Source organism: Saccharibacter sp. 17.LH.SD (assembly GCF_009834805.1).
GTDB lineage: Bacteria > Pseudomonadota > Alphaproteobacteria > Acetobacterales > Acetobacteraceae > Saccharibacter.
The window spans coordinates 419,726-433,624 of the sequence record NZ_WVHO01000009.1 but is presented as its reverse complement, the minus strand read 5'-3'; the positions used below and the strand labels follow the sequence as shown (position 1 = coordinate 433,624).

The 13,899-nt window shown below is 47.9% G+C and carries 15 protein-coding genes; 1 reads left to right on the top strand and 14 read right to left on the bottom strand.

Features of this window, described 5'->3' with window-relative positions; genetic code table 11:
• Positions 1-133: 133 nt before the first annotated feature.
• The 12 genes from rseP to rpoZ form a co-directional block, all read right to left on the bottom strand.
• Positions 134-1,210: an RIP metalloprotease RseP gene (gene rseP, locus GS501_RS03370; RefSeq protein WP_160830437.1), complete on the bottom strand. Its 1,077-nt coding sequence runs from the start codon at positions 1,208-1,210 to the stop codon at positions 134-136.
• Positions 1,203-2,387 (bottom strand): 1-deoxy-D-xylulose-5-phosphate reductoisomerase, encoded by a 1,185-nt coding sequence (dxr, locus tag GS501_RS03365; protein WP_160830436.1) that lies wholly within the window; start codon positions 2,385-2,387, stop codon positions 1,203-1,205. Before dxr ends, rseP begins: the two co-directional genes overlap by 8 nt.
• A gap of 189 nt (positions 2,388-2,576) precedes the next feature.
• Positions 2,577-3,365 carry a phosphatidate cytidylyltransferase gene (locus tag GS501_RS03360; protein ID WP_202405281.1) on the bottom strand — a complete coding sequence of 263 codons (789 nt, stop codon included), beginning with the start codon at positions 3,363-3,365 and terminating at the stop codon, positions 2,577-2,579.
• On the bottom strand, positions 3,362-4,096 hold the full coding sequence (gene uppS, locus GS501_RS03355) for a polyprenyl diphosphate synthase (protein ID WP_160830434.1): 735 nt from the start codon (positions 4,094-4,096) through the stop codon (positions 3,362-3,364). The genes GS501_RS03360 and uppS overlap by 4 nt, the downstream gene beginning before the upstream one ends.
• Before the next feature lie 28 nt (positions 4,097-4,124).
• Entirely contained in the window at positions 4,125-4,691 is a 567-nt protein-coding gene (frr, locus tag GS501_RS03350; RefSeq protein WP_160830433.1) for a ribosome recycling factor, read from the bottom strand.
• A 60-nt stretch (positions 4,692-4,751) separates the two neighbouring features.
• Positions 4,752-5,507 (bottom strand): UMP kinase, encoded by a 756-nt coding sequence (gene pyrH / locus GS501_RS03345; protein ID WP_160830432.1) that lies wholly within the window; start codon positions 5,505-5,507, stop codon positions 4,752-4,754.
• A 104-nt stretch (positions 5,508-5,611) separates the two neighbouring features.
• Positions 5,612-6,517 (bottom strand): GTPase Era, encoded by a 906-nt coding sequence (gene era, locus GS501_RS03340; RefSeq protein WP_160830431.1) that lies wholly within the window; start codon positions 6,515-6,517, stop codon positions 5,612-5,614.
• Positions 6,510-7,241 (bottom strand): ribonuclease III, encoded by a 732-nt coding sequence (gene rnc, locus GS501_RS03335; RefSeq protein ID WP_160830430.1) that lies wholly within the window; start codon positions 7,239-7,241, stop codon positions 6,510-6,512. The genes era and rnc overlap by 8 nt, the downstream gene beginning before the upstream one ends.
• Positions 7,241-8,083 carry a signal peptidase I gene (lepB, locus tag GS501_RS03330; protein WP_160830429.1) on the bottom strand — a complete coding sequence of 281 codons (843 nt, stop codon included), beginning with the start codon at positions 8,081-8,083 and terminating at the stop codon, positions 7,241-7,243. The genes rnc and lepB overlap by 1 nt, the downstream gene beginning before the upstream one ends.
• A 66-nt stretch (positions 8,084-8,149) precedes the next feature.
• Positions 8,150-8,560, bottom strand: coding sequence for a holo-ACP synthase (acpS, locus tag GS501_RS03325; RefSeq protein ID WP_160830428.1), 411 nt, complete (start codon positions 8,558-8,560; stop codon positions 8,150-8,152).
• 9 nt (positions 8,561-8,569) lie between these two features.
• Complete coding sequence (locus GS501_RS03320) at positions 8,570-10,858, bottom strand: bifunctional (p)ppGpp synthetase/guanosine-3',5'-bis(diphosphate) 3'-pyrophosphohydrolase (protein WP_160830427.1); 2,289 nt, start codon at positions 10,856-10,858, stop codon at positions 8,570-8,572.
• A 59-nt stretch (positions 10,859-10,917) separates the two neighbouring features.
• The gene (gene rpoZ / locus GS501_RS03315) at positions 10,918-11,283 is read right to left on the bottom strand and encodes a DNA-directed RNA polymerase subunit omega (RefSeq protein WP_160830426.1); all 366 of its coding nucleotides are present in this window, start codon (positions 11,281-11,283) and stop codon (positions 10,918-10,920) included.
• A 259-nt stretch (positions 11,284-11,542) separates the two neighbouring features.
• On the opposite strand from rpoZ, the gene GS501_RS03310 reads away from it, so the two are divergent.
• Positions 11,543-12,151 (top strand): NYN domain-containing protein, encoded by a 609-nt coding sequence (locus tag GS501_RS03310; protein WP_160830683.1) that lies wholly within the window; start codon positions 11,543-11,545, stop codon positions 12,149-12,151.
• 73 nt (positions 12,152-12,224) lie between these two features.
• Here GS501_RS03310 and msrQ read toward each other — a convergent pair whose 3' ends face one another.
• Entirely contained in the window at positions 12,225-12,821 is a 597-nt protein-coding gene (gene msrQ / locus GS501_RS03305; RefSeq protein ID WP_160830425.1) for a protein-methionine-sulfoxide reductase heme-binding subunit MsrQ, read from the bottom strand.
• A gap of 19 nt (positions 12,822-12,840) precedes the next feature.
• Positions 12,841-13,791: a protein-methionine-sulfoxide reductase catalytic subunit MsrP gene (gene msrP, locus GS501_RS03300; RefSeq protein ID WP_160830682.1), complete on the bottom strand. Its 951-nt coding sequence runs from the start codon at positions 13,789-13,791 to the stop codon at positions 12,841-12,843.
• Positions 13,792-13,899 lie beyond the last annotated feature (108 nt).

The window sequence follows — 13,899 nt, the reverse complement described above, 5'->3', positions numbered from 1 at the left end:
CATCATGCTTTATGCGAGGTATCCGAAAACTATCCCTTCACGCAAGGGATAGATAAGAAAAGAAGCATCTAATTACGATCACGATATCTTTTCCTATCCAATCCCCTTCGCACGATCACACTGTCCTGGGAAATCAATTCCCTGAGAACAACCAGCGAAAAAGCCCTAATCGTCCCAGATCGTTATACCCTGTAAACAAAAACAGTGCCAAGACAAGAGTTAAACCAATCTGCAAAGCATATCCCTGCACTTGCTCTGGAACGGGCCGTCCTCGCACTGCCTCAAAGGCATACATCACTAAATGTCCACCATCGAGCATCGGAATCGGAAAAAGATTAAACAATCCAAGACTCGCTGAGATCATTGCCACAAAAAACAACAAACTCGCCAACCCATAATGCACCACTTGGCCAGATGCCTGAATGATCCCGATCGTCCCCGATAGCTGCTTTGCACTCCGTTGGCCACTGACAATCTGCCAGATTGCCTTTAACTGATCCACACATAACTTGCCCGTCTGCGTAAAAGCATGAGGGATCGCCTTATAAATTGGAAGCGCATGACCTGGAGATATAGCAAAACCGATATCCAACCGCCCGATTTGACGTTTACCTTCAGTAACAGCATCCAACGTCACAGGAATATCGAGTTCTTTTCCCTGCCGCATAAGGCCAACGGTCACTTTCTCTCCTGGATGCGCCATAATTTGCGCCTGAAGGTCCGCTGCTCCCAAAACATCATGCCCATTCAAGCGCGTAAGATGGTCCCCAACATGCAAACCAGCCTTATCCGCAGCGCCTCCTGACACAACTTGCTGAATATCTGGCTTTACTTCGGGCTGGCCATATAACGAGAATAAAACACTGAAAACGACAATCGTTAATATAAAATTAAAGACTGGCCCCATGACCGTTACAATAGCACGCGATAGAAGTGGTTTTTTATGAAATGATTCCTCATCCACATCATCTGATGAGACAGGGCTTTCAAAGCCATGCAGTTTTACATACCCCCCCAAAGGCAAAAGGCTTAACTGCCAGCGCGTACCAACCCGGTCATGCCAAGAAAACAACGAAGGCCCAAACCCAATAGAAAACACATCAACTTGTATATGCCGCCAACGCGCCGCCAAGTAATGCCCCATCTCATGGACAAAAACGACAAAACTTAAAATCAAAATACCGACAATAATATTTTCAAAGCTATGCATTCTTCGCCACCCGCTCTATATGCCCCTTCGCTAAATCGCGCCCTAATGCGTCCCAATGATAAATATCATCAAGGCTTTTAGGTTCAGGATTTTCCGGCATCGCTTGCAATGCCGCATCAATAAGTTCACCAATTCCAAGAAAGCGGATACGACCGGCCAAAAAAGCCTCAACAGCAATTTCATTTGCTGCTGAAAAAACAGTCGGCGCCACACCACCAGCCCGGAGCACCTGCCGCGCCAAACGTAACGGCACAAAGCGCGTCTCATCCACAGCTTCAAAATCCATTTTCGCCAATTTTACAAAATCAAGCCGCTCACACGGCGTTGCCATTCGTGTTGGCCAAGCTAATGTATGGGAAATTGGTATGCGCATATCAGCACTTCCCATTTGAGCCACAAAACTCCCATCCCGATAGCACACCATACCATGGACAACAGATTGGGGATGAACCAACACGTCAATTTGATCTTCCGCCAAACCAAACAAACGTGCTGCTTCAATAACCTCTAACCCCTTATTGGCCATAGAAGCAGAATCAATCGTGATTTTTGCCCCCATCGACCAGGTTGGGTGCCGGAGCGCTTGCTCAGGCGTTGCGACGGCCATTTCTTCCCGTGTTGCTTTACGAAAAGGCCCCCCTGAGGCCGTTAGTACAATTTTTTCAACAAGAGATGGGTCATTATCACCAAGAGATTGCGCAATCGCATTATGCTCTGAGTCAACCGGCAATAATGTTGCTCCAGCCTCTTTGACAGCCTGCAACATGAGATTACCGGCACAGACAAGCGCTTCTTTATTCGCTAAAGCAACACTATTGCCATTACGCACAGCTTCCAACGTAGGGGCTAAACCAGCAGCGCCTGTAATTGCCGCCATGGTCCAATCAGCTTCTAAGGCCCCTGCGTCAATGACAGCTTGCCGCCCCGCTGCTACCTGAATACCACTCCCGGCCAAAAGGGACTTTAATGTCTCATAACAATTGTCATCATGGATTACCGCATATTCTGCGTTCAGCTCACGCGCCTGCTGAGCTAATAGCTCTGCATTACGGCCTCCCACGAGCGCTCTCACTTGAATTTGGTCTTTTTGACGCTTTAGCAAATCAATCGTAGACGTTCCGATACTACCTGTACTTCCCAGAACAGTAATACGTCGTCGTTCAAGACCCTTAGCCATGTGATCACGCTCCTTTTTTTATTCTTCAAAAATCAACCCCGACCGAAAGGACACAATGACACCCAACGTCGATTGTCAGATAACAAAAACATAAAGGCTACTCTTCTAGAGAGCCCATGACACGTTCGCGAAATATCGTCCAGGACACTATCACAGTCATTTAGAATACGCGAAAAAGACCAGCACCTTCTACAGCCCCAGTGCCCAGAAAGCCATATGCCCCGCCCGATAAGCAAGCAAAGCCGCGAGCGGCGCCGCAAAAAGCAAGCCATCAAAACGATCCAAAAGCCCCCCATGCCCTGGGATTAATGTGCCTGAATCTTTCACACCCACTCGCCGTTTAACAGCGCTTTCACCAAGATCGCCAGCCTGTGCCGCAACGCCAATCACCCCGCCCCAAATGAAGGCTGATAAAGACCAATAGGCCTGCGCGTAAAACGCGACTAGACCGCCCATGAGAGCGGCTCCCAATAGACCACCAATTGATCCCGAAACGGTTTTGCCTGGTGAAATCGCTGGTGCCAATTTTGGCCCTCCAACAAGACGCCCTACAGCATAAGCCGTGCTATCACTCGCAACCACCACAGCCATCACAAAGAGCGTCTCATACAATCCATCTGGGCGCCCTCGCAAATAAAGCAGTGATGAGCCTCCAACAATAGAAACGAAAAGTGGAATCCAAGCCCTCAACCCAAAGAAAAATCCTGACATTCCTAAATAGAAGACCATCAACCACGCCCCTTTAATAGCGATCAGTCCTGCACAGAGTGGCCATAATAACAATGCGAAACCACGCACCCCTTTCATGGACTGATTTAAAAGGTTTTCTCCTTCCCAAACTAAGCCTACCATCACCCCTAGAATAAGAAGATCATAGGCCCAACGCCCATACCACAAACAGAATAACGCAATGGGGATAAGAACAACGCTTGAAAGGAGACGCTTCTGTAATTCCGTCCAATTGGACATAATATTCATTCTGGTCGCCTTCCAAAACGGCGCTGACGACGCGCGTAATGCCTTACAATTTCTGTAAAATCTTTATCCTGAAAATCAGGCCAAAAAATTTCTAAAAAAAGCAATTCTGCATATGCTGATTGCCATAGTAAAAAATTCGATAAACGCCGTTCCCCGCTCGTTCTCACAATAATATCAGGGTCTGGAACATCATGTGTCTGAAGTGCACCCTCAATGACATCTTCATCTATCTCATTGGCTTTTAATAAACCTGCTTCCACTTTTTGCGCCAATAGCTTCATAGCACCAACAAGTTCAGCACGCCCTCCATACGACAGAGCCAAAAGCAAAGTGAGCCGCGTATTTTCTACCGTTAACTCTTCTGCGCGTTGCAATTCACGATGCAAAGCCGGACCAAAACGTTGAGGATCCCCAATGACACGGAGCCTTACCCCCTGCCGGTGCAAATCATCTAGCTTGTGACGCAAATAAAAATGAAGGAGCGACGTCAAATCACTCACCTCATCTTTAGAACGTTGCCAATTTTCCGAAGAAAATGCGTAGAGTGTTAAATAAGGGACATCATGCTTCAGCGCAGCTTCAACACATCGCTGAACAGCCTCGCCCCCTTCATAATGCCCCTTTGCAACAGGCACACCACGCGCACGCGCCCAACGACCATTCCCATCCATAATAATGGCAACATGGCGTAGAGAGCGCGCTGCCGATACACCTTCCGATGCATCGGACATAGAAGAAACTAACACCAAATTATTACCGTTAGACCTGTTTAATATCGCGCTCTTTCTCTGCAAGAACAGCATCAACACGACTGATAAAATCATCCGTCAATTTTTGAATCGACGCTGTCCAACTTTTCATATCGTCTTGGCTAATTTCACTCTTCTTTTCTTGTGCTTTAGCCTTATCCATTCCATCACGACGTACCCCGCGGACAGCAATACGTGCGTTCTCTGCATAACGTGCAGCCGCTTTGACCATCTCGTTGCGGCGCTCTTCCGTTAATTGAGGAATTGGCACACGAATCGTCTGGCCTTCAGCTGCTGGATTTAGCCCCAAACCACTATCACGAATGGCCCGCTCTACTGCGCCTACCAATCCAGAATCCCAGACTGACACTGTCAACATACGCGCTTCCGGCACTGCAATAGACCCGACTTGGGACAGCGGCATAATGGCCCCGTAAGCATCCACCTTGACCGGTTCCAACAAATTTGGGCTTGCCCGTCCCGAACGCAAACCGGACAAATCACGACGCAAGCTCTCCAAGGCCCCTTCCATACGGCGCGTAAGGTCTGCCTGAAGTTCTTTGAACTCAACACTCATTGATATATTCCTCCAACTCAAAATCCAACGTCATATCCCACGCTATATAGCCGGGATATGCTAATGCTCCGAGCTTGATTCCGTTTCAATAATGCGTGTGAAACGTCCTTCCCCGCGCATTACAGAAGCAAATGCTCCAGGGACATGAATATTAAACACAATTATAGGCAAAGAGTTTTCGCGCGCCAAACTCACAGCTGCGGCATCCATCACTTTCAAATTACGTGATAGTGCATCCATATAGGTTAACTGAGCATAGCGTTCGGCATCGGGATTTTGTCGTGGATCAGCCGAATAAACCCCATCGACTTGCGTGCCTTTAAACAAGGCGTCACATTCCATCTCATTCGCACGAAGGGCTGCAGCCGTGTCTGTCGTAAAGAATGGATTTCCTGTGCCCGCCGCAAAAATGACAACACGTCCCTTATCCATGTGCCGCACAGCACGACGCCGAATATAGGGCTCTGCAATGGCTTCCATCCGAATAGCCGTCATAACACGCGTTTCAACATTACGTTTTTCAAGCGCATTTTGCAGCATAAGAGCATTGATCACTGTCGCCAGCATCCCTGCATAGTCGCCCTGGACACGATCCATTCCTTTTGCCGCGGCTGCCAAACCTCGAAAAATGTTTCCACCCCCAACAACGAGGCAAACCTGCCCCCCTGTTGCTGCAACAGCCGCAATATCAGCTGCAACCATATCGACCATCTCTGGATCTACTCCAGAGGGCCCTTTCCCCATCAACGCTTCACCAGACACTTTAAGGAGGACACGTTTGTAAGGAAAATTTTGCTTTCGCGCAGCTGTGGTCATATCGTGCCGGCTCTCTAACTCTTACTGTCTTGAAATACTTATTCTTTCATACAGAGCCATATCTGTATGAACAAGTCAGCGATGCTGATTCAGTTCCTGAAAGATTATCCGTATTCATCTAACCCAATGGCACGCAGACGTGCTGTTTCCTTATCCCACTCGGCCCGTTCTTTCACATTAAGGAAAAGATGGCACGGACACCCTAGCAAAGGTTCGAGATATGATCGCGCTCGCATACCAATCTCTTTAATACGACGCCCTTTATCACCAATTAAAATCGCCTTATGCCCAGGACGTGACACATAGATCGTGACCTCAATCCGTATTGAGCCATCAGGCTTCTCCTTGAAAGATTCCGTCTCAACAGTTGCGTGATACGGAATCTCTTCATGCGTCTGGAGAAAGATCTGCTCCCTGACCATTTCAGCCGCCAAAAGACGATCGGGTAAATCGGTAAGGTCATCTTCTGGGTATAGATAAGGCCCCTCTGGCACAGACAATGCTAAATGATGCAACATATCATTCACACCATCGCCAGAACGAGCACTCACCATGAAAACATGTTCCACACTCAACCGAGACGTCAATTCCTTCGTGAGTGGGAGCAACTGATCGGGCGATACTAAATCTGTTTTATTAAGAACGAGCCAAATTTTTCGCTTACTTTCGGCTAGTTTCTTTACAATCTCTTCAACATCATCCTGCAGGCCCCGACGCACATCTACGAGAAAAAGCGTCAAATCAGCGTCCTGAACACCACTCCATGCCGCATTAACCATTGCTCGATCGAGACGGCGCTTTGGCTTAAAGATTCCAGGCAGATCGACAAATATGATCTGCGCATTCTCACGCATCACAATCCCCAATGTCCGAAAGCGTGTTGTCTGTGCTTTCGGGCTAACAATCGACAGCTTCGCACCAGCCATACGATTAAGGAGAGTGGACTTCCCGGCATTCGGTGCGCCGACTAACGCCACAAACCCACAACGTGTCGTTATATGATCAGGCATGCTGTCCTCCCTGTCCTAATTTCTCCAATAATATTTTTGCGGCTTCGCTCTCTGCCAATCGCTTACTCCCTGCCTGCCCAATACCAGATTCTCCCATGGCCTGAACCCTTACACGAAACATCGGCGCATGCGACGGTCCATCTGATGACAGCACTTCATAATGGGGCAATGTTTCCCCACGCCCCAGCAAAAATTCTTGCAGCAATGTTTTCGGCTCTTTGTGAGGACGTGCACCGCGCTCAATGGCATGCTGCCATAAATGACGTACAATCTTACGCGCAGGAGCGAGCCCCGCATCCAAATAAACAGCACCCAAAAGCGCTTCCATCCCATCGGCTCTCACGCTTGATAGCGATCGGATCCCAGCGTTTTCTTCATGTTTTGCAATACGCAGCACGTGCGCTAAAGAAATTTTGTCTGCTATTTCTGCCAAAACATTTCGTGAAACAAGATGCGCATGCCGCGCCCCAAGAGCCCCTTCTTGTTCATGCGGGTACCGCTCAAAAAGCCACTCCGCCATAATGAGCCCCAACACCCTGTCCCCTACAAACTCGAGACGTTCGTTAGAACCTTGTCCTTTATTCCCTTTGTCACGAGCCGCCCTCCCTTGGCGCCGCGACAAAGCAGAGCGATGAGTCAGAGCTTCATAAAGAAGCTCAACACGCCTGAATTGATAGCCCAATCGGTTTTGGAGAGCCTGTGCAGCGTCTTCATGCCCTGTCATTAATCAATGCCACGCAATATGCGGTTCCAACGAATCTCAGTAGGCCAATACCAAAACTGCCATGCCGGATGGCGCAACAAATCGATCGAAAAAAGCACATAGGTTGCATGCCCAACCAAATTTTCGACCGGTACAAAACCTAAATCGCGATCAGATGCCTTCAAAAAGTCATTCCCAGGAGGGGCAGCACATTGCCCTGTATCACGCCCTCCCTGGAAGCGGCTGTCCGCACTATCATCACGATCATCCCCCATCGCAAACAAACATCCTTGGGGGACAACATAGTCACTCGTATTATTTGCGTCATCAGTATCACGCATTTTCAGGATATCGTGCGCGGCTGTGCCTTGCCCATTCTCACGCGGCAGCATCTCCCTGTAACGCTCTCCTTCAAGAGGGTTACCGAATTCATCATCCACTGCATAATGCCCAAGAGACTGTCTCGGAACTTTTTGACCATTAACAAAAAGCTCTCCATGCACCATCCGGATGTGATCCCCGGGCAGCCCCACAATCCTTTTTATATAATCAATTGACGTATCTTGCGTGAAACGAAAAACCGCAACATCTCCGCGATGCGGAAGCGATCCCCAAATCCGGCCCGAAAAAAAGTTCGGAGAAAACGGAAAAGAATAACGGGAATATCCATAACTTGATTTTGAAACAACAACAAAATCCCCAATCTGCAACGTAGGTACCATCGACGCAGAAGGAATATTAAACGGCTCTACCCATAACGAGCGAACAGCCACAACAATAACAATTAAGACGACAAATTGACGTATAGAAGCAATCCAGCTTTCTTGTTTGTCTGCAGAGGGGGATTTTTTTCGCATGTTCATATAGCGCTTCTACAAGCATGTCGCGTTTCGGAGAAGACAGTAATCAGCATTATTTTCAATAATTGATCATACCGAACTGTCACGTAGCTGGATAAGAACCTGAGCCAGTGCAAAAGGAGGATCATCGCTCAGACTGACAAAAATATCTGGCTCCTTCCCTTTTGGTACTAAACGCCACAAAGCACGTTCTGCTTCACCCGAAACCATCAGACGAGGAGCCCCCGCCTCATTATGCAGCACTTGTATATCTAAAAAAGATACTCCCTGCGCAAAACCTGTTCCCAAAGCTTTGGCGCAAGCCTCTTTAGCCGCCCACCGTTTCGCATACCCTCCCATTCGGGCACTACCGCTAAAACGCTCAACATAGGCGCGTTCACCTGATGTAAACACACGCCCGAGAAACCGCTCACCGTGCCGGGATACAACATTTTCAATCCGGGAGATCATACAAAGATCCACCCCTAGACCTACAATCATGAAAATCTATTACCCCTTTGCACGCTCAACCTGAATAACACCATCAGCAACCCGGAAAGCGGCAAGAATAGTTGTCAGATGATGCAAATGCCGAACCTCAAGATCAACAAGAATTTCCATGAAATCAAGTTGACGATTCGTAATACGTAGATTCACAACACTTGCTTCATGCCGCGTTGCCAGATTGGTAAGCGCTGCCAAAACAGTAGGATCATTTCCTGCCACAACCGAAAGACGTGCGATATAACGAGGAGCATCCTTCCCACCTCGCTCCAACAATTCCTCATTCCAAGAGATCTCTAAAAACCGTTCTGGTGTATCCGCAAACATTCCCAAATTATGGCAATCATGCCGGTGCACATTCACACCACGCCCTTGAGAAATAATCCCGACAACCTGATCTCCTGGAACAGGACGACAGCATCCAGCAAAATGCACCTCAATACCACGTCCAACACCATTCAGAATGCTGCCTTCATATCCATGATCACGACGCAGAGGACGCTGATCTAACCGCTCACCAAGACGTGGAGACAAACCAGGCACAATACGCGGGGCACGTCCTTGCCGCGCCAATTCAGGATAAGCCGCCCCAACAACATCACGCGGGTCAACCTGCCCGGCTCCGACAGCAACATAAAGATCCGTCACTGTGTTCTGCTTTAACGGGCGCAAAACACGCTCTAAAACTTTCTCAGACCCATCAACACTTTTCTGACGGAAGGCACGCGCAATGGCTCCCCGACCATTATCCAAATGGTTCTGCCGCTGTTGCAACGCAACGAAACGACGGACACGAGCACGCGCTTTCCCGGTGACAACAAAACGTTCCCATGACGATGATGGCATTCCCCCGCGCGCCGTCATGATCTCAACTTGATCACCATTTTCTAAAACATGCCGCAATGGCACTAGTCGGCCATTGACTTTCGCCCCAACACAGCGATCCCCTACCTGACTGTGAACTGCATAGGCAAAATCAACGGGCGTCGCACCACGTGGCAACGAGATAAGCTGCCCCTTGGGCGTGAAACAAAAGACCTGGTCCTGATAGAGTTCTAATTTTGTATTTTCGAGAAATTCATTAGGTTCCTGACTATCGGCCAAAATCTCAAGAAGATCCTGAACCCAACGCAATTTACGCGTATAACTGCCGAATTTCTCTGAAAGAACAGCTGCTTCATTTTCCGTTTGCGTCACATTCTCTTTATAAGCCCAATGCGAAGCTACTCCATTTTCTGCCAAATCATGCATTTCAGGCGTACGAATTTGCACTTCAATTTTCTGGCTATGAGGGCGATAGAGCGTCACCCCCGTATGAAGAGACTGATATCCATTCGCCTTGGGTGTCGAAATGTAATCTTTAAACCGCCCCGCAATCATAGGGTATGCAGCATGCACAGCACCAAGAGCCGCATAACACGCATCACGCGTCCCCACGACAATACGGAACGCCATAATGTCCGAAAGCTGTTCAAACGCCACATTACGGCGTTTCATTTTTTCCCAAATTGAATAAGGCGTTTTCTCACGCCCAATAACCTCAACATCTTTAAGTCCGGCTTGCTGACAAAGCTGCGATAATTCACGCCGGATCTGCTCAATTAAATCAGCGCCCTGCCCGCGCAAATAATTCAACCGAGCACGAATCGTTGCATCTGCTTCCGGCTCTAAATTGGCAAATGCGATATTTTGGAGTTCTGTTTTAACACGATCCATCCCGATACGCTCAGCCAATGGCGCGTATATATCCAATGTCTCGCGTGAAATACGCTGCCGTCGATCAAGTCGCTGCACGTAATGCAAAGTACGCATATTGTGCAGACGATCAGCCAGCTTTACGATAAGCACGCGGATATCACGAGACATCGCCAACACAAGCTTACGAAAATTCTCAGCCTGTTTTGTTCGGTCCGACTGCAGTTCTAATCGGGTAAGCTTCGTAACCCCATCGACAATCGCAGCGACATCTTTACCGAAACGCTTCTCCAATATCTCCCGTGAAACTTTGGTATCTTCTACCGTATCATGGAGGAGCCCCACCATGATGGAGACTGGATCCATCCGAAAGCCCGCAAGAATATTTGCGACAGCAATTGGATGCGTAATGTAAGGGGCACCATTGTCACGTAGCTGCCCTTCATGAGCCTCGGCAGCCACGGCGTAAGCCTGCTCTATCTGATCAAGATCAGCATGCGGATCATAGCTCCTTATCCGCTCAAGCAGACCTCGAATAGACGGCCAAAACACCTCATTTGATGAAGGCTCAGCAGAAATTTGAGGGGACGAAGACGGCATCTGCACCACAATACACCCCCCAATTCTCAGTCATCCGACATCTTGACGTTTACTAGACCTTAGCGCCGCCCACGCTTCGCGCCCGTTTCGCCACCCCCCATATGGGAAGCCTCTTCTTCAGCAGACACATCCTGCAACCCAAAGATATTTTGATCTGTTGGGATAAGGTCCATCACCTCTTCGTCCGCCGGCTCCACCTCAGGCTGATGCCCCATGGAACGGATAATCCCATTCCGCAGCCCTTCGAGGCTTACATGTTCCTCTGCAATCTCACGCAGCGCAACAACCGTGTTCTTATCGTTATCCCGTGGAACTTTCATCTCTTCACCGCGGGACAAGCCGCGTGCGCGCTGCGCAGCCAACAGCACCAATTCAAAGCGATTCGAAACTTTTTCGATACAATCTTCGACTGTTACGCGTGCCATAAGGCCGGCTTCCTCTTCATTTTATACTTCAAAACCACACTGTATAACCCATCCCATTCGCACGGGGAGCATATAGTACAAAAACCTTTCTGCTCTTTATCATGGTGTTGCCAGCAAGTGCAATGCAAAGCTCATATCTTGCATTTATAACAAAAAGATAGTAACGGTGGCCAACGATGGCCTGTTAAAGCTCGCCAAATTCCCAGCGCAACGACTTGGCCATATTTTTCACAACCTTATCAAAACTGTACTGCCAGAAATGTCTAATCTTCTCCTTAGAAAAAATGATCGTACATCCCTTTTTATCAACGGTGCAAGTCTGCACCACGCAGCGCGGAATCTCGGCTTCGAAGTAGATTTTCTTGCCCTGAGAGCTCTTTTTGAACAGCACTCTTCTTTCCAGCGTGCTTTCTATTATGCAGCCATGCCTGAAACTGAAGATTACTCCCCCTTACGCCCTTTAACGGACTGGCTGGCCTATAATGGTTACCATCTTGTGACGAAGACAGCGCGCGAATTTACCAGCCATTCTGGTCAGCGTCGCGTAAAGGGAAATATGAATGTCGAGCTCGCGGTTGATCTTATTGAACAGGGACCCCGCCTTGACCACGCGGTGATTATCAGCGGTGATTCTGATTTACGTCGAGCCGTTGAGGCTATTCAGACACGTGGTACACGCGTTACTGTTATTTCCTCTGTGAAGACAACACCTCCTATGATTGGGGATGACCTACGTCGCCAGACAGATCACTTCGTAGAACTATCTGACATTGCCCACCGGTTCACACGTCGTAACTCCGATACAAACCGCCCTCGCGGCCCAATCCGTCATCCTGCAGATTTCGCAGATGATGATGACGAAGATTGATCGACTAGCTTTAGTTTCGTTATTTATGTTGTGATAAAGGCCCCTTCTGTTTCACTCAGTTGGGGCCTTTTCATTATGTCATCGCTTTACGAAGGGATTTAGCCCAAACAGGCAACCTCACAACAAGTAAACAGATAAGTATCGCGCTATAAAAAATTGATTCATCATTTAATGTTTTAAAGGCAAGACTAAAATGAATAGCAGCCACAATCGCTACAGGGAAAATAAGCTGATGTAATTTCTTCCAATAGCGTCCTAATTTTTTCATAAAAAATCTATTTGATGTCAGCGCTAGAGGCGTCAGACCAAGAAAAGCAGCCATACCCAGTATGATGAACGACCGCTGCATGATATCCTTTAACAGCACAGGCCAATCAAATTGATGATCGAGCCCTATATAGGCCAATAGATGAAAGCACGCATAGAAGAATGCCAACAACCCGAATAAGCGCCGATATCGTAAAAGATTAATACCTGTTTTTGCCTTCAACGGCGCCAAAAAAAGACAAAGCAGCAAAAAACGAAAAGCCCACAACCCTAAAGCACGCTCAAACGTATTAACAGGATCTGCTCCCAGCTCTCCCCTAGTCCCTTCCCACAACAGCCATAATGCAGGAAAAAGTCCAACAGGATAAAAAACAATACGCCAGTTCTTTATTAGCGAACTCACACTATAAGTATTATTTTTATTAATAATATTCATGAAGATCCATGCCCTTATAAAGAGCGGATACATAATCTTCGTACCCATTGAACATCAATGTCGGTTGGCGACGTTCTCCAAAAAGACTACGCGCGCCAATCACACGCTCACTCGCCTGGCTCCATCGTGGATGATCTACATGAGGATTTACATTGGCATAGAAACCATATTCTTGCGGAGCGAGCTGATTCCACGTCGTCGGCGGTTGCTGCTCAACAAGTCTAATTTTCTGGATCGCCTTAATTCCTTTAAAACCATATTTCCAAGGCACAACAAGCCGAAGTGGCGCACCATTAGCATTCGGAAGACTGCTCCCATAAGCACCAACAGCTAACAATGTCAGAGGATGCAGTGCCTCATCCAACCTTAATCCCTCAACATAGGGCCACGAGATCCCTGTAAAGGCACTCTCCTGCCCCGGCATCTCAGAAGGTCGCACAACACTCTCAAACGCTACATATTTTGCTTTATCATCCGGCTCTGCTTTTTCAAGAATTTTATGTAATGGAATCCCATCCCAAGGGATGACCATCGACCATGCTTCGACACAGCGCATACGATAAATTCGTTCTTCCAACTCAGCAGAACGCAATAAATCTTCCACATTTATTTTCTGTGGATGTTTCACTAATCCCTCAATCTCTAATGTCCAGGGAAAAGGTTTATAATTCCCTGAATTTGCTGAAGGATCCCCTTTATCCATCCCAAATTCATAAAAATTGTTGTAGTGCGTTGCGTCTTCTTCAGGAGTGGGTGTTAAGTCTGCTGTGTATGGCCCAGGATGGGTTTTAAGGGCCTCTGCTTCAGCATTATTCTCCGCTAAAAGCGCTGCCATCAATGAAGCACCGGCTCCTGCCATGATCCGCCGCCGCGATAAAAAAAGCGACCTTGGCGTGATTTCTTCAGAATTAGGACGAGGATAGTCATAAGTCTTCATCACACAACACTCTCTACCAAGACATCATTAAAAACATTAGGAAAACTCAAGAAAATCTTGATTCCCCCCTTGAAAATTCTACCCGCCCCGTCGCCATATGGGGCCCGA

Bases quoted from the DNA above. Each gene is read 5' to 3' on its own strand.
- frr (WP_160830433.1), bottom strand. From the start codon at position 4,691: ATGAGTGTTGAGTTCAAAGAACTTCAGGCAGACCTTACGCGCCGTATG.
- GS501_RS03310 (WP_160830683.1), top strand. From the start codon at position 11,543: ATGTCTAATCTTCTCCTTAGAAAAAATGATCGTACATCCCTTTTTATC.
- pyrH (WP_160830432.1), bottom strand. From the start codon at position 5,507: ATGACCACAGCTGCGCGAAAGCAAAATTTTCCTTACAAACGTGTCCTC.
- rnc (WP_160830430.1), bottom strand. From the start codon at position 7,241: ATGACAGGGCATGAAGACGCTGCACAGGCTCTCCAAAACCGATTGGGC.
- uppS (WP_160830434.1), bottom strand. From the start codon at position 4,096: ATGTCCGATGCATCGGAAGGTGTATCGGCAGCGCGCTCTCTACGCCAT.
- GS501_RS03360 (WP_202405281.1), bottom strand. From the start codon at position 3,365: ATGAATATTATGTCCAATTGGACGGAATTACAGAAGCGTCTCCTTTCA.
- msrP (WP_160830682.1), bottom strand. From the start codon at position 13,791: ATGAAGACTTATGACTATCCTCGTCCTAATTCTGAAGAAATCACGCCA.
- rseP (WP_160830437.1), bottom strand. From the start codon at position 1,210: ATGCATAGCTTTGAAAATATTATTGTCGGTATTTTGATTTTAAGTTTT.
- dxr (WP_160830436.1), bottom strand. From the start codon at position 2,387: ATGGCTAAGGGTCTTGAACGACGACGTATTACTGTTCTGGGAAGTACA.
- acpS (WP_160830428.1), bottom strand. From the start codon at position 8,560: ATGATTGTAGGTCTAGGGGTGGATCTTTGTATGATCTCCCGGATTGAA.
- rpoZ (WP_160830426.1), bottom strand. From the start codon at position 11,283: ATGGCACGCGTAACAGTCGAAGATTGTATCGAAAAAGTTTCGAATCGC.
- era (WP_160830431.1), bottom strand. From the start codon at position 6,517: ATGCCTGATCATATAACGACACGTTGTGGGTTTGTGGCGTTAGTCGGC.
- lepB (WP_160830429.1), bottom strand. From the start codon at position 8,083: ATGAACATGCGAAAAAAATCCCCCTCTGCAGACAAACAAGAAAGCTGG.
- GS501_RS03320 (WP_160830427.1), bottom strand. From the start codon at position 10,858: ATGCCGTCTTCGTCCCCTCAAATTTCTGCTGAGCCTTCATCAAATGAG.